This window comes from Rhizobium sp. NLR16a, assembly GCF_017948245.1.
In the GTDB taxonomy this organism is placed as follows: domain Bacteria; phylum Pseudomonadota; class Alphaproteobacteria; order Rhizobiales; family Rhizobiaceae; genus Rhizobium.
Map to the genome: position 1 here is coordinate 1,073,365 of NZ_CP072865.1, position 24,910 is coordinate 1,098,274.

At 62.7% G+C, this 24,910-nt stretch carries 26 protein-coding genes and 1 pseudogene; 12 read left to right on the plus strand and 15 right to left on the minus strand.

Annotation, left to right across the window (positions count from 1 at the left end):
* The first annotated feature begins 15 nt into the window (after positions 1–15).
* Entirely contained in the window at positions 16–930 is a 915-nt protein-coding gene (locus J7U39_RS04945) for a dihydrodipicolinate synthase family protein (RefSeq protein WP_210631592.1), read from the plus strand.
* Here J7U39_RS04945 and J7U39_RS04950 read toward each other — a convergent pair.
* Entirely contained in the window at positions 915–2,939 is a 2,025-nt protein-coding gene (locus J7U39_RS04950; protein WP_210630665.1) for a DUF87 domain-containing protein, read from the minus strand. The genes J7U39_RS04945 and J7U39_RS04950 overlap by 16 nt on opposite strands.
* A gap of 323 nt (positions 2,940–3,262) precedes the next feature.
* Here J7U39_RS04950 and J7U39_RS04955 point away from each other — a divergent pair, with 323 nt between their 5' ends.
* On the plus strand, positions 3,263–5,053 hold the full coding sequence (locus J7U39_RS04955; protein ID WP_210630666.1) for an acetolactate synthase 3 large subunit: 1,791 nt from the start codon (positions 3,263–3,265) through the stop codon (positions 5,051–5,053).
* Positions 5,054–5,133: 80 nt separating this feature from the next.
* Positions 5,134–5,706, plus strand: coding sequence for an acetolactate synthase small subunit (gene ilvN / locus J7U39_RS04960; RefSeq protein ID WP_210630667.1), 573 nt, complete (start codon positions 5,134–5,136; stop codon positions 5,704–5,706).
* 195 nt (positions 5,707–5,901) lie between these two features.
* On the opposite strand, the gene J7U39_RS04965 is transcribed toward ilvN, so the two are convergent.
* The gene (locus J7U39_RS04965) at positions 5,902–6,750 is read right to left on the minus strand and encodes an aldo/keto reductase (RefSeq protein ID WP_210630669.1); all 849 of its coding nucleotides are present in this window, start codon (positions 6,748–6,750) and stop codon (positions 5,902–5,904) included.
* A 79-nt stretch (positions 6,751–6,829) separates the two neighbouring features.
* Between J7U39_RS04965 and J7U39_RS04970 the strand changes: the two are divergent.
* Positions 6,830–7,412 (plus strand): annotated as a pseudogene (locus J7U39_RS04970) (LysE family translocator).
* Here J7U39_RS04970 and J7U39_RS04975 read toward each other — a convergent pair.
* Positions 7,404–7,880: a DUF2269 domain-containing protein gene (locus J7U39_RS04975; protein WP_210630670.1), complete on the minus strand. Its 477-nt coding sequence runs from the start codon at positions 7,878–7,880 to the stop codon at positions 7,404–7,406. The pseudogene J7U39_RS04970 and the gene J7U39_RS04975 overlap by 9 nt on opposite strands.
* Entirely contained in the window at positions 7,880–9,151 is a 1,272-nt protein-coding gene (locus J7U39_RS04980; protein ID WP_210630671.1) for an SDR family oxidoreductase, read from the minus strand. The genes J7U39_RS04975 and J7U39_RS04980 overlap by 1 nt, the downstream gene beginning before the upstream one ends.
* A gap of 208 nt (positions 9,152–9,359) precedes the next feature.
* On the opposite strand from J7U39_RS04980, the gene nthA reads away from it, so the two are divergent.
* Genes nthA through J7U39_RS04995 form a run of 3 tightly spaced genes read left to right on the plus strand, consistent with a single transcriptional unit; the run spans position 9,360 to position 11,021 of the window.
* Positions 9,360–10,007, plus strand: a complete 648-nt coding sequence (gene nthA, locus J7U39_RS04985) for a nitrile hydratase subunit alpha (RefSeq protein WP_210630672.1) — start codon at positions 9,360–9,362, stop codon at positions 10,005–10,007.
* On the plus strand, positions 10,004–10,663 hold the full coding sequence (nthB, locus tag J7U39_RS04990) for a nitrile hydratase subunit beta (protein ID WP_210630673.1): 660 nt from the start codon (positions 10,004–10,006) through the stop codon (positions 10,661–10,663). Before nthA ends, nthB begins: the two co-directional genes overlap by 4 nt.
* The gene (locus J7U39_RS04995) at positions 10,650–11,021 is read left to right on the plus strand and encodes a nitrile hydratase accessory protein (protein ID WP_210630674.1); all 372 of its coding nucleotides are present in this window, start codon (positions 10,650–10,652) and stop codon (positions 11,019–11,021) included. Before nthB ends, J7U39_RS04995 begins: the two co-directional genes overlap by 14 nt.
* A 3-nt stretch (positions 11,022–11,024) precedes the next feature.
* On the opposite strand, the gene J7U39_RS05000 is transcribed toward J7U39_RS04995, so the two are convergent.
* The 3 genes from J7U39_RS05000 to J7U39_RS05010 are packed head-to-tail and all read right to left on the minus strand — an operon-like array spanning position 11,025 to position 12,731.
* Positions 11,025–11,807: an anti-sigma factor gene (locus tag J7U39_RS05000; RefSeq protein WP_210630676.1), complete on the minus strand. Its 783-nt coding sequence runs from the start codon at positions 11,805–11,807 to the stop codon at positions 11,025–11,027.
* Complete coding sequence (locus tag J7U39_RS05005) at positions 11,804–12,319, minus strand: RNA polymerase sigma factor (RefSeq protein WP_210630677.1); 516 nt, start codon at positions 12,317–12,319, stop codon at positions 11,804–11,806. Before J7U39_RS05005 ends, J7U39_RS05000 begins: the two co-directional genes overlap by 4 nt.
* Before the next feature lie 31 nt (positions 12,320–12,350).
* On the minus strand, positions 12,351–12,731 hold the full coding sequence (locus tag J7U39_RS05010; RefSeq protein ID WP_210630679.1) for a hypothetical protein: 381 nt from the start codon (positions 12,729–12,731) through the stop codon (positions 12,351–12,353).
* Between the two features lie 236 nt (positions 12,732–12,967).
* Here J7U39_RS05010 and J7U39_RS05015 point away from each other — a divergent pair, with 236 nt between their 5' ends.
* Entirely contained in the window at positions 12,968–13,456 is a 489-nt protein-coding gene (locus J7U39_RS05015; RefSeq protein WP_210630681.1) for an Rrf2 family transcriptional regulator, read from the plus strand.
* On the opposite strand, the gene J7U39_RS05020 is transcribed toward J7U39_RS05015, so the two are convergent.
* The 4 genes from J7U39_RS05020 to J7U39_RS05035 form a co-directional block, all read right to left on the minus strand.
* Complete coding sequence (locus J7U39_RS05020) at positions 13,457–14,938, minus strand: cyclic nucleotide-binding domain-containing protein (RefSeq protein WP_210630683.1); 1,482 nt, start codon at positions 14,936–14,938, stop codon at positions 13,457–13,459.
* Between the two features lie 95 nt (positions 14,939–15,033).
* The gene (locus tag J7U39_RS05025) at positions 15,034–15,450 is read right to left on the minus strand and encodes a cupin domain-containing protein (protein WP_210630685.1); all 417 of its coding nucleotides are present in this window, start codon (positions 15,448–15,450) and stop codon (positions 15,034–15,036) included.
* A 66-nt stretch (positions 15,451–15,516) separates the two neighbouring features.
* Positions 15,517–16,272, minus strand: coding sequence for an SDR family oxidoreductase (locus J7U39_RS05030; protein ID WP_210630687.1), 756 nt, complete (start codon positions 16,270–16,272; stop codon positions 15,517–15,519).
* Between the two features lie 66 nt (positions 16,273–16,338).
* Positions 16,339–16,818: a carboxymuconolactone decarboxylase family protein gene (locus J7U39_RS05035; RefSeq protein ID WP_210630689.1), complete on the minus strand. Its 480-nt coding sequence runs from the start codon at positions 16,816–16,818 to the stop codon at positions 16,339–16,341.
* A gap of 131 nt (positions 16,819–16,949) precedes the next feature.
* Here J7U39_RS05035 and J7U39_RS05040 point away from each other — a divergent pair, with 131 nt between their 5' ends.
* Both J7U39_RS05040 and J7U39_RS05045 read left to right on the plus strand, forming a co-directional pair.
* The gene (locus J7U39_RS05040) at positions 16,950–17,876 is read left to right on the plus strand and encodes a LysR family transcriptional regulator (RefSeq protein WP_210630691.1); all 927 of its coding nucleotides are present in this window, start codon (positions 16,950–16,952) and stop codon (positions 17,874–17,876) included.
* Between the two features lie 84 nt (positions 17,877–17,960).
* On the plus strand, positions 17,961–19,088 hold the full coding sequence (locus J7U39_RS05045) for an ATP-dependent RecD-like DNA helicase (RefSeq protein WP_210630692.1): 1,128 nt from the start codon (positions 17,961–17,963) through the stop codon (positions 19,086–19,088).
* A gap of 53 nt (positions 19,089–19,141) precedes the next feature.
* Here the strand turns inward: J7U39_RS05045 and J7U39_RS05050 are convergent, their stop codons facing one another.
* Positions 19,142–19,834 (minus strand): MerR family transcriptional regulator, encoded by a 693-nt coding sequence (locus J7U39_RS05050; protein ID WP_210630694.1) that lies wholly within the window; start codon positions 19,832–19,834, stop codon positions 19,142–19,144.
* 430 nt (positions 19,835–20,264) lie between these two features.
* Between J7U39_RS05050 and J7U39_RS05055 the strand changes: the two genes are divergently transcribed.
* Entirely contained in the window at positions 20,265–21,017 is a 753-nt protein-coding gene (locus J7U39_RS05055) for a pyridoxine 5'-phosphate synthase (RefSeq protein WP_210630696.1), read from the plus strand.
* 349 nt (positions 21,018–21,366) lie between these two features.
* On the opposite strand, the gene J7U39_RS05060 is transcribed toward J7U39_RS05055, so the two are convergent.
* Positions 21,367–22,272, minus strand: a complete 906-nt coding sequence (locus tag J7U39_RS05060) for an SDR family oxidoreductase (RefSeq protein WP_210630697.1) — start codon at positions 22,270–22,272, stop codon at positions 21,367–21,369.
* Positions 22,273–22,394: 122 nt separating this feature from the next.
* On the opposite strand from J7U39_RS05060, the gene J7U39_RS05065 reads away from it, so the two are divergent.
* Positions 22,395–22,811, plus strand: a complete 417-nt coding sequence (locus tag J7U39_RS05065) for a helix-turn-helix domain-containing protein (protein WP_210630699.1) — start codon at positions 22,395–22,397, stop codon at positions 22,809–22,811.
* Positions 22,812–22,910: 99 nt separating this feature from the next.
* Here the strand turns inward: J7U39_RS05065 and J7U39_RS05070 are convergent, their stop codons facing one another.
* The gene (locus J7U39_RS05070) at positions 22,911–24,125 is read right to left on the minus strand and encodes an MFS transporter (protein WP_210630701.1); all 1,215 of its coding nucleotides are present in this window, start codon (positions 24,123–24,125) and stop codon (positions 22,911–22,913) included.
* Between the two features lie 108 nt (positions 24,126–24,233).
* Positions 24,234–24,857 (minus strand): TetR/AcrR family transcriptional regulator, encoded by a 624-nt coding sequence (locus tag J7U39_RS05075; RefSeq protein WP_210630703.1) that lies wholly within the window; start codon positions 24,855–24,857, stop codon positions 24,234–24,236.
* Positions 24,858–24,910: the final 53 nt, after the last annotated feature.

Consider the following 24,910-nt stretch of genomic DNA (forward strand, 5'->3'; position numbering starts at 1 on the left):
CTTTTTGAGGATTGCATCATGTCTTCTTCACCGTTTCATGGCCTCTCGGCCTTTCCGCCGACGCCTGCCGGTCCGGATGGCCGGGTCGACGCCGAGGCCATCGGCCGCTTGCTGGAACGCCTTTGCGAGGCAGGTGTGGCCTCCATCGGTCTTCTCGGCAGTACCGGGATTTACGTCTATCTCACCCGTGAGGAGCGGCTGCGGGCCGTCAAGGCGGCGGTCGAATGCGTCAAGGGCCGTGTTCCGCTGGTTGTCGGCGCCGGCGCACTGAGGACGGATCATGCCGTCGATCTTGCCAGGGATGCCGAGGCTGCCGGCGCCGATGCGCTTCTGCTTGCGCCTGTGTCGTATACGCCGCTGACCCAGGAAGAGGTCTATCAGCACTTCCTCGCTGTGGCGAAGGCGACCAAGTTGCCGCTTTGCATCTACAACAACCCCGGCACGACACACTTCACGTTCAGCCGCGAGCTTCTGCAGCGCCTCTCCGATATCGAGACGATCAAGGCGGTGAAAATGCCGCTGCCTGTTGACGGCGACTTGCGAGCGGAGCTTGCGACATTACGGAAAAAGACCGATCTCGCGATCGGCTACAGCGGTGACTGGGGTGCGGCGGAGGCGCTGCTTGCAAGTGCAGACGCGTGGTACAGCGTCATCGGCGGGCTGCTCCCGCGCACGGCGCTTGCTTTGACCAAGGCCGCCATGGTTGGCAATGACGGCGAGGCGCGTCGGCTCGATGGTCTTCTGCAGCCGCTCTGGGCGGTGTTCAAGGCGCATGGAAGCATCCGCGTGGTCTATATGCTGGCCGAGCATCTCCATGATGTCCGTACGGAGCTCCCGCGGCCGCTCCTGCCGCTTGGGTCGGCGGATCTCCAACATGTGCTCGATACTGCCCGGCCGTTGATCGCACTGGAGCATCAATCCTTGTTGTAAAGGCTGCTCAGCGGCTTTTTCAGGATGCTTTCGCGCAGTGACGTGCCGGGTTCCCGGCGGGTGATCGGCGACTGGTCTGTCGGCGGCACCGGCCGGGGAAAGACCGGCTCCTCGCGACGCAGTTCGCGGCGCAGCGCGTCCAGCCGCGGATCGGTCGGGGTCGGCTCCGCCGGGTCCAGCCGCGGCGCCTGCGGCAGCAATTCGCGCCGGTAGGATTCGAGTGGTGCCGAAGCCGGCGGGGGCGGGGGGACGGGTTTTGTGTCGAAAACCTCGGCGGCTTCCAGCGCCTCGTCGAAACCTGGCATGGATGCCGCAACGCTCTGCTGGAAATTCGAAATATCGGGCCCGACGGTCACCGCCCTCATGCGGGTGACGATCTTGCGCAGATCGACGGTGTCGGGATCTTCCTCGCTATGTTTGTTGTTGGCGCTGGCGGCCTTCGGCAGCAGGTTCTCGTCGACACGGGAGAAGCGCATGCGCATCGGCACGCTGATCGCCTCGCCGAAGGCAATCGCCTCGCCATTGCCGATCGAGGAGATGAAGCTTGTCGTCGAGATCGACGAATTCGGGATCGCCGAGCGGATGATTTCCTGGTCGCGGTCATTGGCAAGGCGCATCGCAAACAGCGTCGAGCACTGCGACAGGATGGTCTGGTCGAGCTCGCCCGGCCGCTGGGTGATGATGCCGAGCGAGACGCCGTATTTGCGGCCTTCCTTGGCGATGCGGGCGATCGCCTGGCGCGTCGGCACGAAGCCCAGTGTCGGATCGGAGGGGATGTAGCGGTGGGCTTCCTCGCAGACGACGAGCATGTGGATGGCGCCGTCGCTCCACAGCGCCACTTCGAAAGCCATGCGGCAGAGCACTGACGCAACCGAGTTGACGACCTCGGAGGGGATGCCTGCGAGCTGGAAGGTGCAGATCGGCCTGCTTTCGCCCGGGATGCGAAAGATCTGAGCGATGGTATCGGTGATCGTGTCGCTGATCGTGTTGTTGGAGAACATGAAGTGATAGCGCGGATCGTTTATCGCGGCGATGAGGCGCATCTTCAGCGAACGCAGGGAGGGCTTTTCCGCACGGCCTTCCAGACGGCCGATGCGTTCGTCGATCAGCGCCAGGAGATCGGCCATTCGGTAGGGAACGGGTGTGTCGGCGGTGATCGAACTTTTTTCCGTGGTGCGGCGCACCAGCGAATTGTCGCTGCCGCGGAAGGCGCGCTTGGCCTCCGGCATGATGTCGCGCAGCAGGTCGAGCTCTTCGGGCACCGGCGGGCGGCCGCGGAAGACGACTTCGGCAAACTCTTCGAGCCGCATCAGCCAGAAGGGCAGGTCGAGCGTATCGGTATCGATGGTGACAGCGTGCTGGGGAAAGGCGGCGGCGAATTCGTTGTGCGGATCGAGGATCAGCACGCGCAGCTTCGGATCGGCGGCGATCGCCTTGTGCAGCAGCAGCGATACGGCGGTCGATTTGCCGACGCCAGTCGAGCCGACGACGGCGAAATGCTTGGAGAGCATCGAGGGGATGTGGATTGCCGCATCGATGCTTTCGTCCTGGGTCAGTTTGCCGATGACGGCCGTCGTGCCCGTTCCGGCATCATAGATGCGCATCAGGTCGGCGGCGCGGATGCGATGAGCGATGGCGCCGAGATAGGGGTAACGCGAGATGCCGGTCGAGAATTCCTCGCGCCCGTCTTCGTCGACGCGGACTTCGCCGAGAAGCTCCGTCTCGATCTTGAAATAATTGTCCTCGCCTTCGCCCCAGGCATGGCTGCCGGTATTCATCGAATAGACGAGAGCGACGACGCGGTTGCGGCCGACGCTGATCGAAATCAGCCGGCCGACGGACCAGAGTTCGGTAAGATCGGTGCCGCCCTGTTCGGCGACCGCGGCAATCGTCGCCCTGGAGCCGCTGCATGCAACGACGCGGCCGAGAAAGCGATTTCCCGGCGCGTGGCCGTCTCGTCGATCGTGCTCGCCTGCCTTGCCAGACATGCGCAAGTCGTTGTTGAGCAAAGGCTACTCCCTACGGTAGCGTTAAAGGATAAAGTCGATCCTTTAACAAATCCTTCATCCTACCGATTTCGGGGGTGCGGAGGCGCGAGGCAGTTTTTGTTGCGGCATGCGTTGACGCTGCGAAATTTTCTGTCTATCACTTCCCGCCATGAAAATCGCAACGGCTCTTATCGTGGTGGGAAGGCGCATGGGCAGGATGGTGTAACCATCCGGCGATTGCCACCCATGCGCTAGATGACAGGTCCTCCGGGGCCTTTTTTTGTGCCCGAAATCGGGCTCCCGGCCACAAACGCAAATCCCAGCATCAAACGGAACAGACACAGATGAGCACGGACAATCAGGCGGCAGGCAATCGGATGACGGGGGCGGAGATCGTTCTCAAGGCGCTGAAGGATAATGGCGTCGAACATATCTTCGGCTATCCCGGCGGCGCGGTTCTGCCGATCTATGACGAGATCTTCCAGCAGGACGAGATCAAGCACATTCTCGTCCGCCACGAGCAGGGTGCCGGCCATGCGGCCGAAGGCTACGCCCGCTCCACCGGCAAGGTCGGCGTCATGCTGGTGACCTCGGGTCCGGGCGCTACCAATGCGGTCACGCCGCTGCAGGATGCACTGATGGATTCGGTCCCGCTCGTCTGCCTGACCGGTCAGGTTCCGACCCCACTGATCGGCTCCGACGCCTTCCAGGAATGCGACACGGTCGGCATCACCCGGCCCTGCACCAAGCACAACTGGCTGGTCAAGGACGTCAATCAGCTCGCCGCCATCATTCATGAGGCCTTCCGCATCGCCCAGTCCGGCCGTCCGGGCCCCGTCGTCGTCGACATTCCGAAAGACGTGCAGTTTGCGACCGGCACCTACACGCCGCCCGCCGATTACGCGATCCAGAAGAGCTACCAGCCGAAGATCCAGGGCGACCTCAACCAGATTCACGCTGCGATCGAGATGATGGCGAATGCGCGCCGTCCGATCATCTATTCCGGCGGCGGCGTCGTCAATTCCGGCCCCGAAGCCTCCAAGCTGCTGCGCGAGCTGGTCGACCTCACCGATTTCCCGATCACTTCGACGCTGATGGGCCTCGGCGCCTATCCGGCTTCAGGCAAGAACTGGCTGAAGATGCTCGGCATGCACGGCTCCTACGAAGCCAACATGGCGATGCATGATTGCGACGTCATGGTCTGCATCGGCGCCCGCTTCGACGACCGCATCACCGGCCGCCTCAACGCCTTCTCGCCGAACTCGAAGAAGATCCATATCGATATCGATCCGTCCTCGATCAACAAGAACGTCCGCGTCGACATCGGCATCCGCGGCGATGTCGGCCATGTCCTCGAAGACATGGTCCGCCTGTGGCGGGCGCTGCCGAAGAAGCCGGAGAAGAATCGCCTCGAAGGCTGGTGGAGCGATATCGCCCGCTGGCGCGCGCGAAACTCCTTCGCCTATACGAAGAACAGCGACGTCATCATGCCGCAATATGCGCTGGAGCGGCTCTTTGCGCATACCAAGGACCGCGACACCTACATCACGACCGAAGTCGGCCAGCATCAGATGTGGGCAGCACAGTTCTTCGGTTTCGAGCAGCCGAACCGCTGGATGACCTCGGGCGGCCTCGGCACGATGGGCTACGGCTTGCCGGCCGCCCTCGGCGTCCAGATAGCTCATCCCGGCAGCCTCGTCATCGACATTGCCGGCGACGCCTCGATCCAGATGTGCATCCAGGAAATGTCGACGGCGATTCAGTACGATGCGCCGATCAAGATCTTCATCATGAACAACCAGTATATGGGCATGGTGCGCCAGTGGCAGCAGCTGCTGCACGGCAACCGCCTGTCGCATTCCTATACGGAAGCGATGCCCGATTTCGTCAAACTGGCGGAAGCCTATGGCGCGGTCGGCCTGCGCTGCGACAAGCCGGACGAGCTCGACGATGCCATCGTCGAGATGATCGAGGTCAAGAAGCCGGTCATTTTCGATTGCCGCGTCGCCAATCTCGCCAACTGCTTCCCGATGATCCCCTCGGGCAAGGCGCATAACGAGATGCTGCTGCCCGACGAAGCTACCGACGAAGCGGTTGCCAACGCGATCGACGCCAAGGGCCGCCAGCTCGTCTAAGACTTAATAATTGCGCATAATCCTTTCCGAAAATCGTGGCCGATTTTTCGGGGTTATGCGGCGAGAGGAAACCCAGGACCATGAACGCACACCTTCAGCCCACGGGCTCTGCCTATTTCATCTCTCCGGAAACGACCGCGGTCGAGAGCCACACGCTCTCGGTTCTCGTCGACAACGAGCCCGGCGTCCTTGCCCGCGTCATCGGCCTGTTCTCCGGCCGCGGCTACAATATCGAGAGCCTCACCGTCTCCGAGACCGAACACCAGGCACATCTTTCCCGCATCACCATCGTCACCCGCGGGACGCCGCACGTGCTGGAGCAGATCAAGGCGCAGCTCGAGCGCATCGTGCCGGTGCACCGCGTCGTCGATCTCACGGTACGAGCCCGTGAACTCGGCCAGGATCGGCCGATCGAGCGTGAAGTGGCGCTGGTCAAGGTGATCGGCGAGGGCGACATGCGCGCCGAGACACTGCGCCTTGCCGATGCCTTCCATGCCAAGGTGGTGGATGCGACGATCGACCACTTTATCCTGGAGATAACGGGCAAGTCGTCGAAGATCGACCAGTTCATCGCGATCATGAAGCCGCTGGGCCTGATCGAGGTCTGCCGCACCGGCATCGCGGCAATGAACCGCGGCGCGCAGGGGATGTGAGCCTGCTACCGCTGTCAGGTCCGTGCCGATAAGCTGCCCCTCACCCTAACCCTTCCCCGTAAACGGGGCGAGGCGACGTGCCAAATACAACGTCGAGGTGGATGAAGCCGGTGCGGCATATCCCCTTCGCCCCGCAAGCGGGGAGAAGGTGGCGGCAGCCGGATGAGGGGCTCTTAGCTGGGTAGCCGCTGTCGATCACAGCATCTCCAGCGGCTTTTTCCTGGCCGGTGGCGGGAAGGCGGCGTCGAGCGCTTGCCAATCCTCGTCGGTGATATCAAGCGAGATACAGTCGCGGTTTTCGCGAACGCGTTCGGCATTCGAGGTCTTCGGGATGGCGATGACGCCGTCGCGTTTCAGGAGGAAGGCGAGCGCCAGTTGGGCTGGTGTCGCCTGGTAGGCCTTTGCGATGTGAATTAGTTCCGGATGATGGAGGACGTGCCCCTGCTCGATTGGCGAATAGGCCATAACGGGGATGCCGCGGCTCCGGCACCAGGGCAAAAGGTCGAACTCGACGCCGCGGCGGGTGAGGTTGTACAGCACCTGGTTAGCGGCGACATTGGCGCCGTCGGGCACGCCAAGCAGTTCCTCCATGTCGTCGGTATCAAAGTTGGAGACGCCCCAGGCGCCGATCTTGCCGGAGGCCTTCAGCATCTCGAAGGCGGCGACGGTCTCGGCAAGCGGATAGTTGCCGCGCCAGTGCAGGAGATAGAGATCGATGCGGTCGGTGCCGAGGCGTTCGAGACTGTGTTCGCAGGCTTCGATCGTGCCTTTCAGGCTGGCGTTCCAGGGATAGACCTTGCTGACGATGAAGACCTCGTCGCGCCGTCCCTTGATCGCCTCGCCAACGATCTCTTCGGCGCCGCCGTCGCCATACATTTCGGCGGTGTCGATCAGCGTCATGCCGAGATCGATGCCGGCTCTGAGGCTCTCGATCTCGGCGCTCGCATGGCCGGCATCCTCGCCCATGGCCCAGGTTCCCTGGCCGAGCGCCGGCACTTCCGTGCCGTTCGGGAATGTGATCGATGGGATAGGGTCGTCCTGCATGGTCTTGATCCTGGGGAAGAGATTGGGCTGCGCCGCTATCTTTCAAGTAATCCTGTCACCATGACAATGATGCGATGGCATCGGCGATGCCCTCGTTCTCTTCGCCTTCACCACTTCGATCACGCCGGGGCCGAACAATATGATGCTCTTCGCCTCGGGCGTGAATTTTCGGCCTCCGCCGAACGATCCCGCATATGTTCGGCATTGGCGCCGGTTTCTTCTCGCTGCTGATCGGCGTTGGTTTCGGGATCGGGGCGCTGCTGCACACGATGCCCGTGGTCTATACGGCGCTGAAGTTCGCCGGCGGCGCCTATCTCGTCTGGATTGCCTGGAAGATCGCCTCGTCGCGCTCGCTCAGCGAGGGTAAGAGTGGCGCTGCGCCAATGTCCTTTGTCCCGGCGGCAGCCTTCCAATTGGTCAATCCGAAAGCCTGGGTGATGGCGGTGACCGCGATGGCGACCTATACCAATCCCGAGCTCTACCTCTTGAGCGTGCTGATCGTCGGCCTGGCTTTCGCGGTGGTCAACGTGCCGAGTGTCTCGACCTGGGCAGGTTTCGGTTCGGCGCTCAGGGAATGGCTGTCCGATCCGGTGCGGCTGAAATGGTTCAATGTCAGCATGGCGGTGCTTCTGGTGACGAGCCTCTGGCCGATGCTAAATTAGAGCGATCGAGGGTTTCGTCAGCATCAGCCAGAATATGCTGAGGACGGCCGTGAAGGCCGGAAAGCCGAAGGCGAACCAGATGCGGTAGAGGCTGTCATAGCTCGGCGGCAGAGCGCTTCCCGAGCTTGCCGCGGCGCGGGCGAGGTCGCGCAGTTGGATCTGAATCCAGACGACCGGCAGCCAGAACAGGCCGGTCACGACATAAAGCAGCAGCGACAGCGCAATCCAGCCCTCCGACAGGTCCCAGCCGATCGACCGCGCCAGGAGATAGCCGCTCACCGGCTGGAGAAGGGCAGCGGTCGCCGTGAAGACGGTGTCGGCGATGACGACGGTTGCCGCGACATGGGCGATCAGCGCGGGATCGCGCGTGCGGTGCGCCATCACCATGAAAAAGGCGATGCCGGCGCCGGTGCCGAAGAGCACGGTCGCGCCGATGACATGGGCAAGCAGTAGCCATTGCTCGAGCATCAGCGTTCATCCAGGGTGGCAAGCGCCGTGAGCGTCAGCAGGATGGACGGCAGCACCTTGACGAGCGGGCCGAGCGGATCGAGCCAGAGGGCGGGTTCGAGAAGTGTGCCGCCTGTGAGATAGGCCAGTGAGACGGCGAGCATGCCGAGGAGGGCGCGTCCGGCGAGCGGGCGGACAAGGACGGCGGCGCCGAGCGCGATATCGATGAGGCAAGTGACAAGCGTCAGCACCGTCGCCGCCGCTTCGGGCATGAAGGGCAGGAAATGCGCGGAGGCCTTCTGCACCGCCAGCAGCGGAATCAGGCCGGAGAGCAGCCAGAAGACCGACAGGCCTGCTATGACCAGCGGCTTCAGGAGATAGAGCCTGGCGAACCAGAGATCCTGCACGCCGGAGGGATTGGCCGAAAGCGTTGCCACGGCTGATGTCGCGGCAAGGCCGCTCTCCGCCTTCGCGCTTTTGATGCCTTCGGACATGACTGTCGTCGCTGTCGAGCGCAGCGGCGAACGCCAGCCGAGCAGGCCCGCGGCATCGGCGAGCCAGGTCACGGGCCGCGCAAGCCAGGCGCCAAGGGAAATCACGCGGGCGGGCGGCAGGCCCAGCCATTGCCGGTGAAGGCGCACGAGATCGGCGAGCGTCAGCACCTCGTCGGCGGCAAGAACGATATCCCCGCGCAGATCGCCTGCGACCGCCCGCGACACGGCCTCCGCCACGTCATCCACGGAAAGCGTTTCGACCGGGCTTTGCGCATGGGTGAGCGGCAGCGCCAGGGGAAAGGCGGCAAGCGCCCGGATGAGCGACGAGCCGCCATGGGCGTTGCGGCCGAGAACGAGGGCAGGGCGCAGGATGAGGTGAGGCAGGCCGCTTGCCGCCAGCGCCTCGTCGGCCTGCCGCTTGGTGGCGAGGAAAGGCAGTTCGCCGGCCGCGCCGGCCGTCCTTGCCGATATCTGCACGATCAGAGGATGGGAGCCTTTCGCGGCGGCATAAAGCGCCAGCATCGCCTCTGCCTGAGTGGCCGCCAGATCGTCCGATAGGCCGTCCTGCAGCGCGCCGGCGCAATTGACGACGACATGCTGGTCCTTAAGAATATCCTCCCAATCCTCAGCCTTCGTCATGCGCGAGAGATCAGCCCGCCGCCAGTTTATCGCCGGCTGCTTCAAGCGCGCTCGTGCGGGATTGCGGCCGAGCCCGGTCACGGCATCCCCATCAGCCGCAAGCCGGGCCGCGACGACGGAGCCTATGAAGCCGGTTGCGCCGAGAATCAGGATGTTCATGGCAGGAGATTAGCGGAAAAGTTCGAGGGGGATAGGAGGGCTTGGCGGGGTTTTGGGGTGTGATAGAAAGAGAAGAGATGTTTATGCGAGAATGCTTTGAGGAAGGGCCGGGCCTTGCCGCGAGTCCCCTTCTCCCCGCTGGGTGGAAGGGGTGTCCGGGCTACCGCCGAGATAAGAAACGGACGCTCCGTTCTGGGAGGACATTGCCTTGCACGACCATGACCACGACGATCTCCATCGTCATGCCCATGGGCATGACGGAGACAATCACTATTCCGACATGCAGGCGCGCGTCAAAGCGCTGGAGACGCTGCTGACGGAGAAGGGGTTGATCGATCCGGCGGCGATCGATGCGATTGTCGAGACTTATGAGACGAAGGTGGGGCCGCGAAATGGTGCGCGTGTCGTCGCCAAGGCCTGGAGCGATCCGGAATTCGCGGACTGGCTGAAGCGCGATGCGACGGCGGCGATTGCGAGCCTTGGGTTTACCGGCCGGCAGGGCGAGCATATGCGCGCCGTCTTCAATACGCCCGACACCCATAACCTCATCGTCTGCACGCTCTGCTCCTGTTATCCCTGGTCGGTGCTCGGCCTGCCGCCGGTCTGGTACAAGGCGCCGGCCTATCGCTCGCGCGCCGTCATCGATCCGCGCGGCGTGCTGGCCGAGTTCGGGCTGACGCTGCCTGAGGGGAAAAAGATCCGCGTCTGGGATTCGACGGCGGAGCTGCGTTATCTCGTCATCCCCGAGCGGCCCAAAGGTACGGAGGGCATGGACGAGGCCGCGTTGGCTGGTCTCGTCAGCCGCGATGCGATGATCGGGACGGCTGTTGCAGGCAGCCCGGAGGCTCTGTCATGAACGGACCGCACGATCTCGGCGGGCAGATGGGTTTCGGGCCGGTCGCGCCTGAAAAGGACGAGCCTTATTTCCATATGGAATGGGAAAAGCGGGCGCTCGGCATCACGCTTTCCTGCGGCGCTTTCGGGGCCTGGACGATCGATGAAAGCCGGCATGCGCGCGAAAACATTCCGCCGGCCGATTATCTCGCGGCGAGCTATTACGAGATCTGGATACGCGGCGTCGAGACCCTGCTCGAACGGCACGGTTTTGTGACGCGCGAGGAGCTGTTGTCCGGGCATAGGCTGCAGGATGGGGCGGCGCCCAAACGGGTGCTGAAGGCAGAGATGGTGCCGGCAGTTCTCGCGAAAGGCGGGCCATGCGATCGTCCTGTCGAGGCCGCGCCGATCTTTGCGGTCGGCGAGACGGTGCGGACGAGGAATTTCAATCCGGCGACCCATACGCGCCTGCCGCGTTATGCCAGGGCCAAGACCGGTATCGTCGAAGCGGTGCAGGGTTCCTTCGTCTTTCCCGACGACAATGCGCATGGCAGGGGCGAGAACCCGCAATGGCTTTATACCGTCGTCTTCGACGGCACTGAGGTCTGGGGCGAGGGCGCCGACCCGTCGCTCACGGTCTCGATCGATGCGTGGGAGAGCTATCTTGAGCGCGTGTGAAAACCCCTCTCAGCTCTCGCAATCTCCGGGCCTGCCGAAGTCGCCGGAGGGTGATCCCGTCTTCCCCGAACCCTGGGCGGCCGAAGCTTTCGCCATGACCGTGCATCTGCATGAGAAGGGGCTGTTTTCCTGGAGCGAGTGGGCGGCGGCTCTCTCAAACGAATTGCATCAGCCCGGCCGGGCCGAGGACGGCAGCGACTATTTCGACTGCTGGGTGGCGGCGCTTTCGGGCATGCTGGTCAGTCGTGGCGTGGTGGATGCCTCCGCCATCCTTGATCTGCAAAAGAGCTGGCAGCGGGCGGCGGAAGCGACGCCGCATGGCAAGCCGATCGAGCTTGGCAACGATCCGCTGCGCTGAGCGTCACGACGGAAACTGCCGGTAGCACTCCTCGGCCACCGCGCGCAGCGCTTCGCGCGAGATTTCGCCGGTGACCGCATAGCCGAGCTCTCCGTCGATCCAGTAAAAGGTTTCGAGATTACCTGACGAGGCGAAGCGGAAGCTGGTCGTGCGGTTTTCCCGATGGCGCCCGACCATGACGGTCAGGCGCTCGCCGGCCTGGTTCTCGTACATGAACATCGCCCCCGGCTTGCCGTCGACCGGCAGCAGGCGGCCGCCGACCAGCTTGAAGCCGAGCGGCTGCAGGTTCGGGATCTTGAGGTTTTCGATCGCCAGGCGCTTGCCGAGCCAGGTGGCGAGATGAGCCTCCTCGTCGGCGAAGACCTCGACGGGATGGCGGACCTCGGCGGCATAGACGGTAAAGGCGGTCTCGGCCTGTTTCGGAAAGGTTTCGGAGCCGGTAAGCTGCAGATCCGGCTTTTCCAGAAGGCCCGGGCCGTAATGGCCGCTGACGGCGCCGAGGACGAAGACGACGAGGGTTGCGGCGGCGAGTGCCCAGCGATTTCGCGTGGGCGAGACTGCGCGCGGGAGCGCGACCAGCAGAGGATCGGTCTTCCTGGCCTTCTCGTAGCCTGAAAACAGCGAGCGGATGCCGGCATTCTGCGCCTGCCATTCGGCGACCATCGCCGCTTCGTCCGAATTGTCGGCGAGGTAGGCTTCGATGCGCGCGCGGGCCATTTCAGGCAGTTGCCCGTCGGCATAGGCGTGGAGATCGGCTTCGGTGACGATCGGGTTGGTCTCGTTCATTTCGGCCTCCGAAGCGTAATGACGTTGTCGGCCTTCAGGTGCTCGGCGACGCGCCGGCGGGCGCGCGACAGGCGCGACATGACGGTGCCGATCGGGATATCGAGGGCGGCGGCGATCTCGCTGTAGCTATATCCCTCGATGACGACGAGCATCAGCACGGCGCGGTGCTCCTCCGAAAGGCTGTTCAGCGCATCGTTGAGCCGGGCGCGCTCCAGCGGATCGGCCGGCGGTTCGGGCGCTGCCATATCCTCCGCGGCATCAAGCTCGACCATGCCGGCGCGTGCCTTGCCGCGCCGGCCGTTGCGGTAGAGATTGGTCATGATGGTCAGGACCCAGCCGCGCAGATTGAGGCCGCGCCATTGGCCGCGGCGCGTCAGAATCTTCTCGACGCAATCCTGAAGCAGGTCCTCGCCATCGGCATCCGAGCGCGTCAGGCTGCGCGAATAGCGCCTGAGCGAGGGGAGGAGGGCCAGGATCTGGCCCTCGAATGTTTCGGGTGCGGGTGTCTTCACGCCGGTTCTCTTGTGATCAGGGCCTCTACGATCAAGGTTTGGCGAGATCCCAGTTGCCGCCGACGCCGTCGCCGGTGATGTCGCCGGCCTTCTTGTCCTTGACCCAGTAATAGAGCGGCATCCCGTCCTTGGCCCATTGCTTGGTGCCGTCCTTGCGTTCGATGATCGAATATGGACCATCGGCCTTGGCATCGGAAGCCGCCATCAGCGGAGGCCAGTTCTTGGCGCAATCGTCGTAGCAGTTGGAAACGCCCTTGGCGTCCTTCTTGAAGGTGTAGAGGGTCATGCCGTTTTCGCCGGCAAGCACCTTGCCCTTGGTGGATTCGACTTCCTTGACAGGAGGGGCGGCGAAAGTAGCACTCGCGGCAAGGGCGGCTGCCGCCGCGACGGACAGGAATTTCACGGATGTCATGATGTCTCTCCTCAGGTTGGGCTCGCAATGCTGCGATACCTGAGATGAGACACGGGACGACGCAAATTTATTCCCGGCTGAGCGAAAGTTTTTCGCGGAAAATGGCGGTTGCGGGACGATCTGCTCGGCGAAGGTGGATGTCTTCACTATCATCGCCGGTCATTTACATCATGCCCTCTTGCGGATATTCTATGTCCTTAATTTGGTTCGCGGAACCAGCCATTGCGAGTTGCTGAATGATCCTGAAAAGCCAGGTCGAGTGGGCGCTGCATTGCTGCGCCATTCTCGCGGGCCTGCCCGAGGGCAGGTATCTCTCCACCAAGGCGCTCGCCGAGCTTCATGGTCTGCCGAAGGAATATCTCTCCAAGGCGCTGCAAAGCCTTTCGCAAGCCTCGCTCGTCAATACCACGCTTGGCCCGAGCGGCGGCTACAGGCTTGCGAGATCCCCGTCCGAGATCAATTTCCTCGACATCGTCGAAGCGGTCGAGGGAAAGGCGCGCAGCTTCACCTGCACGAATATCCGGGAGAACAATCCGTGCCGGCCCGCCGGCTACTGCGACAGCAAGCCTTGCGCGGTCGCGCGCATCATGTGGGAAGCCGACGAGGCCTGGCGAAATACGCTGAGAGCCGTCCGGCTTTCCGATCTCGTCGGCACCTTATCCGAGGAGGTGCCGGCGGACATCTGGCAGAATACGTTTCAATGGGTCCTCCAGCGCGCCGGCTGATCATGCCCTGAAAATGGTTCTGATGGTGTTCAGGATGGCATGCGCGTTGCGGACCTGTTCCGGAGGCAGGGCGGCGCCGTCGCGCAAGCGTTCGGCGCGGCCTGCGAGGGCTTCGGCGATCTCTTCGGCCAAAGCGGGGCGTTCGGTGAGCAGCGGCGCGAAGGCCTCTTGGTCGATTTCATAGACCGTCACCGGGGTCAGGGCCTCCAAGGCGCAGATCTCCAGCATGCCGGCGAGCAGGCCGGTCTCGCCGAAGAAATCGCCCGGCGCAAACCGCCCGCGCTCTTCGCCTTCGCGCCGCGCCACGATGATGCCGGCGCGCACCATCATCAGCGCGGGCAGCATCTCGCCCTCCCGCACGATCACATCGCCCCTGCGGAACTGCCGGACAGCGGTGGTTTCGGCGAGTTTCTGCTTTTCATTTGATGTCAGCGTCGCAAAGACCGGAATGGCTTCGATCAGCGCAAGCGGTGTGACGCTCGGCGGCTTGGCGTTTTCTTCCGTGGGCAGGTCGGCCGCGAGGACATTGGCCGCGGGTGGGACGGCGAGAAGCAGGCCGGCGGATTTGCAATAGCGATAGACGAGATCGAGCACCTCGTTTCGCGCCGGCACGCGCTGGCTGGGGCTCGTCACCCGGAACTGCAGCTCGACTTCGAGCGCGGTGGCATCCAGCCCCTTCAACGCGACGACCGGCGGCGGCTCGCGCACGATCGTATTGCAGCTCGTGAGCGCGGAGAGCATGACCTGGCGGACCGATGCCGGCATCCGTGTCGGGGCGATGCGGATGGTGAGGATCAGGAGATGGGTCTCGTCCGGCCGACTCACATTGGTCAGGCCGAGTTTCGCGAGAAAGCTGTTCGGCAGGACGACGACATTGTTTGCGCCGGTCAGAATGTGCGTCGCGCGCCAGTTGCTTTCGGCGACGCGCCCTTCCGTGCCGTCGCTCAAAAGGATCCAGTCGCCGATGACATAGGGCCGTCCGAGCGTGAGCGCGATGCCGGAAAAGACGTCGGCGAGCGTGTTCTGGAGCGCCAGACCGAGAATGATGGCGACCACGCCCGACGTCGCGACGAGGGTGCCGATCGGCACCCCGAAGACGAAGGCGAGGATCGAGAGCGCCATGCCGATATAGACGACGCCGATGACGAGATCCTGAAGCAGCCGGGCCTCCCGCGGACTGCCCTCCAGCACCAGATAAAGCCTGATGAAACCGATGACGGCCCATGCCAGGTGGACCCACCAGAGCGATTTGGCGACGATGACGAGCAGGGCCTGCGGGTCTTCGGACTGATATCCCTGGAAACGGTGTGGTTCGATGCCGCTGCCGACGAGGATCAGCGTCATCACCGCAAAAAAGAGGATCTGCACCACCAGCCGCGTCGTCGGCCGCTGGCTGGAGAGGAAGTACCAGACGAAGATACCGGCAAAGCCGACCACGATCAGGGATATCAGCGGCTTGCCGAAGAGCGCGTCGTAGATCATCTCTGTCTGTCTCCGGAAGGGGCGGCGGCACCTGATTCAGCATGTCGGCCGCCCGCGCAAGCGCGGGATTTGCGCGGATAGCCAATGGCGGGTCGTCAGTTCTGCAGCGGGAAGGTCAATTCCTTCTGGTTGGTGTCGACGACGAAGACGGCGAGCAGGCGGGCGGGCTCGGTCTCGCTGCCGTTGGCGCTGACGCCATGGCGGTCGCCCGGCATTTCGGAAAAGCTCTCCCCGGCCTGATAGACCTTGGCCGGGCCGTCATTGACCTGGCTGCGGATCGATCCTTCGAGCACGGTGGCGTAGATGAAGGCCGAATCCGGGTGGGTATGGCCTTCGGAAAAGCCGCCCGGGCCGTATTCGACCAGCACGCCCTTGATGCTCTTGCCCGGCACGTTCGGCAGTTCGTGCTCATAGACGAGCGTCACCTTCGCGGATTTGCTGCTGTCGTGGGCGGCGGCACCGGTCGCGGCGAGAAAGGCGAGCGCGGCGGCGATGATTGATGCTCTGATCATGGGAATCTCCTTTGTTGCTGAGGTGGAGAGGACGCGTCCGAGCGGCCGCGTCCTGAGGCAGGCCAATCACTTCGACCGGGCTGATTTGGCGAACCACTCTTCGAAGGTGATCGTGCCGAGCCGCGGATTATCATCGGAGACGAGCGACTGATCGTTCAGCCTTGCGCCGAAATATCGCGCCTCTGCATCGGCCTCGACGGTCCTCGGGTCTTTCACCGCCGTCAGGTAGCGGGCGACGAGCTCGCTGAGGCGGGCGCGCTCGGGACCTGCGATCTCGACCGTCGCATTGGCCGGGGCTGAAAGCGCCACATCGGTCATGGCGTCGGCAACATCATCGGACGCGATCGGCTGCACATAGGCGGGCGACAGCCGAACCGTCTGGCCGACCGTGCCGGATTGGGCGATGCCGTTCAGGAATTCCATGAACTGCGTCGAATGCACAATGGTATAGGGAATGCCCGAGGACTCGATCAGCTTTTCCTGGGCGAGCTTGCCGCGGAAATAGCCGCTTTCCTGCAGGCGCTCGGTGCCCACGACCGAAAGGGCGATATGGTGCTTGACGCCTGCGGCCTTTTCGGCGGCGAGAAGATTGCGTCCCGAGGTCTCAAAGAATTCGAGCACGGCCTGGTCCTCGAAGGAGGGTGAATTTGCAAGGTCGAGCACGACCTGGGCGCCCGCAAGCGCTTCCGCCAGCCCTTCTCCGGAGATCGTGTTGACGCCTGAGTTCGGCGAGGCGGCAATCACCTCATGCCCGCGTTTGCGCAGGCGCTCGACAGTCTTCGAACCGATGAGGCCGGTCCCGCCGATGACGACGATTTTCATAAGGGATCTCCTTTCGCTGCCGCGGCGCGGCAGCGTCAAAATTGAATCTTCTATGAATTGCGAGGCTTAGTTCAGGCCTGCCTTATCGAGGCCATAGGCTTTGTCGGCCGTGCCGGGCACGGTCTTGAAGCCGACATTGACGCGGTTCCAGGCATTGATGGCCATGACAACGAAGGTCAGGTCGGAGATTTCCTTTTCGGAAAGCTGGCCGCGAACCCGCTCATAGATCTCGTCGGGCACGCCGCCCTCGGGAAGTTTCGTCAGCGCTTCGGTCCAGGCCAGCGCTGCGCGCTCGCGGGGAATGAACAGGTTCGATTCCCGCCAGATGGCGACGTGATAGATCCGCAGCTCGCTCTCGCCGAGGATTTTGGCCTGCTTCACATGCATGTCGAGGCAGAAGCCGCATCCGTTGATTTGCGAAGCGCGGATCTCGACCAGGGCCTGCAGCTTCTCGTTGATCACGCTGCTGCGGAGCGCCATGCTGAATTCCATGAATTTCTTGAAAAGTTCGGGGGACTGCTGGGCGTAGTTCAATCGCTGGGTCATGTCTTTTTCCTCTAATTAAGGATATTTTGCATCCTTATGGATAAACGATATCCTTAATTGCTGGACTGTAAAGCCATTCTCGCCTAGTCTGGCGGCATAAAGCCTATGCGCAAAAGTATGAGGGGGCTGTCATGGATATCGTTTCGGCATTGCAGAGCTTTCAACGCGTCGTGGAGACGGGCTCGTTTTCAGCGGCAGCACACGATCTCGACGTGACCCAGCCAGCGGTCTCGCGGCAGGTTGCCGCACTCGAAGGTCATTTCAACACGCGCCTCCTGCATCGCACGACGAGCGGCCTGTCACTGACGGCGGAAGGGGAACGGATGCTGCCGATGGCGCTCAGGATTCTCGAAGCGGTGGAGGAGCTCGGCGATGCCGCCGGATCGGATGGAGTGGTCGCTTCGGGCAAGGTCCGGCTGAGCGTTCCGGCACCGCTCGGCCTCTATCTCAGCGAGCGGCTGGGCGATCTTCTCGCCGCCCATCCGAAGCTGTTGGTCGAGCTGCTTTTCAGGGAGCAGAGCTCGGATATGATCGAGGAGCGCCTGGATCTCGAAGTGCGCCTTGGCCCGGTCGCCGACAGCAGCCTCGTCTGCCGGCGGATCGGCTGGACGACGGCTTTCCTCGTCGCTTCTCCCGCCTATCTCGCACGCAGGGCGGCGCCGCGCGCCCCGAAGGACATCAAGGACCATGAATGCCTGTGCTACAGCAGGGCAGGCGAGGCCAACATATGGTCCTTCTCGAATGGCTCGGAGGACATATCCGTCAGGATATCGCCGCGGCTGACGGCCTGTAACGCCGTCGCCATTCACAGGGCGGTCCTTGCCGGCGCGGGGCTTGCGGTGCTCTCCCACGTCATCGCCATGCCCGACATTGCCGCCGGGCGGCTGATCCCGGTGATGAAGGATTTTCAGCCGAGCCGGCTGCCGGTTACCGTCGTCTATCCCTCGCGACGCAACATGCCGCTGCGCGTCAAGACTGTTCTGGATTTTCTGATGGATGCGATGGCGCAGGACCCGTCGATGTGCGCAGGCGGCGTGGACCGGGGCTGGGACGGGTGATTTGGCAGGATCTGCCGCCATCGGCCATGCGGTGTCAGTTTCCGCCTTGCCTAATAGCGGCGAATCCTGCCAAGTCGTCCGATCATGCAATTTGCGCCGCAACAAGACGAAGCCCTGAAGGCTGTTTCGAAATGGCTGAACGAAGGGCGCTCGCCGCTCTTTCGCCTGTTCGGCTATGCCGGAACGGGCAAGACGACGCTTGCCCGGCATTTTGCCGAGAATGTCGACGGCGACGTGCTGTTTGCCGCCTTTACGGGCAAGGCCGCGCAGGTGCTGCGTTCGCGCGGCGCCTCCAACGCCAAGACCATTCATTCGCTGATCTATCGCCCGCGTGGCGAGGAGGCGGTGGAGGACGAGGAAACCGGCAAGACTTCGATTGCGCCGATGTTTGCGATCAACCGGCAGAGCCCGGTGGCGAAAGCGGCACTGATCATCGTCGACGAATGCTCGATGGTGGACGAGGCGCTCGGCAAGGACCTGATGAGCTTCGGCACGCCGATCCTGGTGCTTGGCGATCCCGGCCAGCTGCCGCCCGTCAGCGGCGGCGGCTACTTCACCAACCAGGACCCGGATTATCTTCTGACCGATATCCACCGGCAGGCGCGCGACAATCCGATCATCAAGCTCGCCATGCAGGTGCGCGAAGGCAATGAGATCATGTATGGCGACTACGGCACCGCCAAGGTGATTTCGAAGAATGAGGTGACGCAGCAGCTCGTGCTCGATGCCGACCAGGTGCTCGTCGGTACCAACCGCACGCGGCGGCGCTATAATCAGCGGCTGCGCGAATTGAAGGGTTTTTCCGCCGATTATCCGCAGACCGGCGACAAGCTCGTCTGCCTCCGGAACGATCCGGCCAAGGGCCTGCTCAACGGCTCGCTCTGGCAGGTGATGACCTCGTCGAAGGAAACGACGAAGCCCGGCATCAATCTGCTCGTCCGTCCCGAGGACGACGACATGGATCGCGGGGCGGCCAAGATCAAGCTGCTGAAACAAGCCTTCGAGGATGTCGAAGGCGAGATTCCTTGGAACACCCGCAAGCGCTATGACGAGTTCGACTACGGTTATGCCCTGACCGTCCACAAGGCGCAGGGCTCGCAATGGAATGACGTCGTGCTCTTCGATGAGAGCTGGGCTTTTCGCGATACGAGGGAACGCTGGCTCTATACCGCGATCACGCGCGCGGCGGAGACGCTGACGATCGTTCGCTGACAGCGCTCGGCCGGGGGAAGGGGACGGTGGCGAACGTCCGGGCACGACCCGGGCTAAGCTTGCACGATGCCGAGCAGGACCGCCTTGGCGATTGCCTGGAAGCGATTGTTGGCACGGAATTTCAGGATGATGCCGGCTTCGAGATCGCGGGTCTCGTCATGCTTCAGGTCGAGCGCCCGGGCGATGCGCTGGGTGGAATAGCCCTCTGCCATCAGTTCCAGGCAACGCAGTTCCTGCGCGGTCAGGCTGGAACTGTCCTGATTGTCGTTGAGCGGCGGCGTCTCCATGCCGTCGTCGAAATCCAGGAGATCGCCGACCTGTTGGAGCTGGCGGTGCAGCGTCGACATTTCGGCCGTCAGTTCGCGCTTGCGCACCTGCAAGGCCTCGCGAAACATCGCCTCGGCTGTTTCCTGCGAATCGGCCTTGCGAAGCTCGTCCATCAACTCCTGGATAACCGCGATCGGCATTCCTGTCTCGCGGCAGACTGTGATGACGGCCATGCGCATCACGTCGTCCTGGCCATAGACCCGCATCAGGCCGATGCGATTGGCCGAGATCAGTCCCTTTTCTTCGTAGAAATGCAATGTCCTGTGCGTAACGCCGAATGCGTCGGCCATATCGGCGATAGGCACCGGACCTCCCGGTAGATCCGGCGGCAGCGCGGCCGAAGGCAGGAACCGGTATTTCGACCGGGCCTCCGAAACGATACCGGCGGCAGCAAACAGGCGTTTGGAACCGTCTGGCATGAACCCTCCTAGGGCATCTTGTTGCACCTCATGCGGATTTGCCAGTTGCTTCCCGGTCGCGGCGAGTGGGGTTTCCTCTGAGCGTCTTACATGGGGAAAGAAGCAGTACGCGGCCTACGTTTACGCGACACAATGTCCACGTTATGCGTGAACGATCTTTTTTAGAAGTGCTAAAAATAATCTCTTTTAAATGGGATAGCAACGCGACGGCGTGCTTTGCAGGCTTTGCGCGAAGGTTCTGGCAAAACACGTGCCGCACCCGCCGCATCTTCGCAGCGGCGGGAACTGCTATTCCTGGTAGCTCCTCACTGTTGTAATGCCGATCCATCAATGATCGGCGTCGCATTCATCTGCGATTCTCGTTGGCCATCGCCGGACACTTGGCTTAAAAGCGGGGCCACCCGTTTCCGAGACCGATGGATATCCCGCCATGCCAGCCAAGCTCTCCGTGAACCTCAACGCTATTGCCATGCTGCGCAACCGGCGTGATCTGCCCTGGCCGAGTGTCGAAGTCCTGGGGCGCATAGCCCTTGCATCAGGCGCCAGCGGCCTGACGGTGCATCCGCGCCCCGATCAGCGGCATATCCGTTTTTCCGACCTGCCCGTTATCCGCAACCTGATCGACGATGAATTCCCCAAGGCCGAGTTCAACATCGAGGGATACCCGACTGACGAATTCCTCAATCTCTGCGCCGGCGCTGCACCCGAGCAGGTGACGTTGGTGCCCGACGATCCCTCCCAGGCGACCTCCGATCACGGCTGGGATTTCCGCAAACATCAGGCGTTCCTCACCGATGTCGTCGCCCGGCTGAAGAAGATGGGATGCCGGGTCTCGCTCTTTGCTGACGGCGACGGCGATGCGGAAGCGGTCAAGATCGCCAAGGCGGTCGGCGCCGACCGAATCGAACTCTATACCGGCCCCTATGGCGGCTGCTACGACGCGCCCGAACGGGCGGCTCCCATCCTCGAAGCGCTGGGAAAGACTGCAGACGCGGCGCTGGCGATCGGCCTTGGCGTCAATGCCGGGCACGATCTGACGGTCGCAAACCTGCCTGATCTGGTGAAGCGCATTCCAGCGCTTGCCGAGGTTTCCATTGGCCATGGACTGACTGCCGATGCGCTGGAATATGGCATGGCGGAAACGGTGAGGCGTTTTTGCAGGGCATGCGGGCAGAAGGTTTGAGGAAGGCCGTTGCCTCTGTGTTTTGACCGGAATCGAGTCATGACGTTTCTGGCGGCAGGCGCAGTGGGCGTATTGGGTCGTCAGCGCCCAAGGACTTGGGCGCACTGGATTCCTGCGACAAGCACAGGAATGAGGGAGATCAAAATAAGCGCTGTTGCCAGAATTTCCGGTCGTCATCGAGACAGCGGGTAACGGGAAGCGTTACCTTTCCGCCCCTCATTCCTGTGCTTGTCACAGGAATCCAGCCACGGCGCGTCCGCGCCGTGAATGACTCGTTTGCAGCAACGAGGTTTTCTCATTCAAAACCTGACCGCTCATCCTGCGACACGCGCAGGGATGAGCGGAATGTTCAATGGGCATCGGCGCCAGCAGCCGTCAACGCAGCCTTATGCGCCACGAAGAAATCCTTCAGCGGCTGCGGCTGTTTACCCGTCAGCTTGATGAAGTCTTCGGTCATGATCTCGAACTTGCCGGCGCGGATGTTGGCGTCGGCGGAGACCAGCATGTCGGCGATGAAGCCGGGGAGGCCGGCGCCGCGGATGCCCTGGCCGAGCTGCTCGTCATTGACGTCGACCACGTCGAGCGGCTTGCCGGCGGCCCCGGAGACGGTGGCGGCGACCTGCCGGTTGGTCAGCAGTTCAGTGCCGGTTAGGGTATAGGTGGCGCTTTCGGAGGTGCCGGAGGCAAGCGCTGCGGCGATCGCCAGGGCGCAGTCGTCGCGTGCAATAGTCGAGATCTTGCCGTCGCCCGTGGCGCTGTACCATTTGCCGCCTTGCAGGTTGTGCGGCATGCCGTGCAGGTAATTGTCGTGATACCAGGCGTTGCGGAAGATCGTATAGGCGATGCCGCTCGCCTTGATAGCGTTTTCGGTGCCGAGGTGGTCGGGTGCGAAGATGACGAGCGAATTGTCCGGGGACGGCATCGAAGTATAGGCAATGTGTTTGACGCCTGCCTTGGCGGCGGCAGCGACGGCAGCCTTGTGCTGGGTGAGGCGCTTGCCGGGGGTATCGAGCGCGTCGGTGCTGATGATCAGCAGCCGGTCGACGCCGGCGAAGGCCTTCTCCAGGCTGGCCGCATCATCGAAATCGGCCTTGTGGGTGGCGACGCCCTTGTTCGCCAGCTCAACGAGCTTTTCCGGGCTGCGCGTTGCCGCGACGATCCTGCCTGGGGCGACCTTGTAGGTGTCGATGAGGTGATGGATGACACGCTGGCCGAGCTGTCCGGCGGCGCCGGTGACCAGGATGGTTTCGCTCATACGTCATTTCCTTCTGCGTTTGATGACAGTCTCAAAAAGAGACTAACACTAGAATAGGAATTGACTTGGCGGTGTAAAGCAGGCAGTTTTTCGGCTCTACGTTACCAAAAGGGAACCAGCAGATGAGCGGCGAGGTCCTCAGTTTGAAGAACAGGATGCCGGAGATGCGGCGCGAGATCGATCTCGCTGGTCTCGATTTTTCCAACTGCCCAGTCAGGGACATGATGCAGCATATCGGCGGCAAATGGTCGACGTTGCTGCTTGAGATATTGGCGGCTCGGCCTTGCCGGTTTGGCGAGTTGCGGCGGATGCTCCCCGATATCTCACAGCGCATGCTGACGCAGACGCTGCGCGACCTGCAGAGGGACGGTTATGTCAATCGCGAAGTCTTCCCCACCAAGCCGCCGAGCGTCGAATATTCGATGACCGATCTCGGCCGTTCGCTCTACCAGCCGCTGTCGCAGCTCTTGAATTGGGCGGAAGCGAACCACGAAGCGGTTCGTGACGCTCGCTTGCGCTTCGATTCTGCAGAGAGCTAAAGCATGTCGCGATCTTTCAGATTCGCTATCATGCTTTAGGTCTTTGTTTTTCCGCATGTCTTAATCGCAAAACCGCTGCACGCTTTTGCGAGACATGCTCTAGGCTTTGTTGCCACGCCCTTCCGTCAGGAACAGCAGGAAGGCCAGCGCAGGGAAGGCGAAGCCGATCCACGACGTCATCGTCCAGCCGCCGGTCGCATAGGCCCAGCCGCCGAGCGCCGAGCCGAGCGCGCCGCCGCCAAAGAAGGTGGCCATGAAGAGGCCGTTCAGTCGGCTGCGATGTTCCGGGTTAAGGCCGTAAATGGCGCGCTGGCCGCAGACGAGATTGGTCGTGACGCCGAAATCGAGCATGATCGCGGCAACGGTGAGAAGGATCAGGGCGGCGAGCGAACCGTCGCTTGCGAAGTGGCTGATCAGGAAGGAGGCCATGCCGAGCAGCATGGCAATCGTCGAGGCGATTCTGGTCATGCCGCGGTCGGCAAGGCGGCCGGCGATTGGCGAGGCGACGGCGCCGGCGGCACCGGCAAGCGCAAAGAGGGCGATGCCGTTCTGCGTCAAGCCAAAAGCCGGGCTCGCGAGCAGCAGCGGCGTCGTCGTCCAGAACAGGCTGAAGGCGCCGAACATGCCGGCCTGGTAAAGGGCGCGGCGCTGCAGCACCCGCGAGGTCAGGGCCAGATGGGCCATGGAGGCCAGCAGTTCGCCATAGCCGAGCCTCGTCTTCGGCACACGGACCGGCAGGTTGGCGCGCAGCACGATGGCGAGCACGAGCATCAACGCTGCCGTGACGTAATAGACCATGTGCCAGGAGGAGGCCTCGGCGACGAAGCTCGCGAAGGGCCGCGCCAACATGATGCCGCAGAGCAGGCCGCTCATGACATTGCCGACGACCTGGCCGCGTGTGGCATCCGGCGCCATGTTCGCGGCAAAGGGTACGAGCACCTGGACGGCGACGGAGGCGAGGCCAATGGAGAGCGAGGCGGTGAGAAACATCGCAGGCGTCGTCGACAGGGCGGCGCCGATCAGTGCCACGGCAGAGACGGCGATCAGCAGCAGCACCAGCCGGCGGTTTTCCGTGAGGTCGCCGAGTGGCACGATCAGCAGCAGGCCGAGGCCGTAGCCGATCTGCGTCAGCGTGACGATCAGGCCGGTTGCGGCAGGGGAGAAGCCGAGATCGGCACTGATCGGGCCGGCAAGCGGCTGGCCGTAATAGAGATTGGCGGCGACCAGCCCGCAGGCGGCGGCGAAAAGGAAGGTGAGCCAGGGGGATAGTGCGCGTGGAATGGCTTTATCCGGCGTAGTGGCTGAAATGCTCATCAGAAACTCCGGTATTCAAAGATCGTGAAAGTTGAATGCAAAAATGCTGGCTGCGGCCACCCGATCCTTGAGCGGATGCCACTATTTCGATCGTCTGGACGTACCCGTTCAGGTCACGAGCTTCATCGCCGCTTCGGCTGCGGCAACCATCTCCTGCCTGCTGCGTCCTGTTTTGCCGATGACGCGCAAGCCCTTGGTAAAGCAGAGAAAGGCGAGGGCGGCGGCATCAGGGTCCACCGTCTGCGGGATGGTGTGGTCGGCCTGGCCGATGCGGATGAGATCGGCCATCAGCTTCTCGTCAGCGGCAAAGGCAGTGGCGACATGGGCGGCCGTTTCATCGTCGAGCAGGGCGAAGTCATTGGCACCGCCGACGACGAGGCAGCCTTTGCGGCCGGCCTCGCCATGGGAGAGCTCCGTATAATACATCACCATCTGGAAGACCTTTTCGCGGCTTGTTTCCGCAGACGCGATCATGGCTTCCAGGCGCCGCCGGCCGAGTTGGCGATAACGGGAAAAAGCGGCGACAAAGATACCGCGCTTGTCCTTGAACGCCTTGTAGATGCTGCCCGAGGCAAGGCCCATCCCCTCGGCCAGATCGCTGATGGAGGTGGCGTGATAGCCGCGTTCGGAAAAGACCCGCAGGGCCGCATCCAGGGCCGCGTCCATATCGAACTCCCGCGGACGGCCACGGCTGCGGGTTTTTTGATCTGATGTGAGGTCGGCGATGGTCATGGCCCCTAATTAGGGAACGATCATTTCCAAATCAAGCGGAATTTTCTGCTATG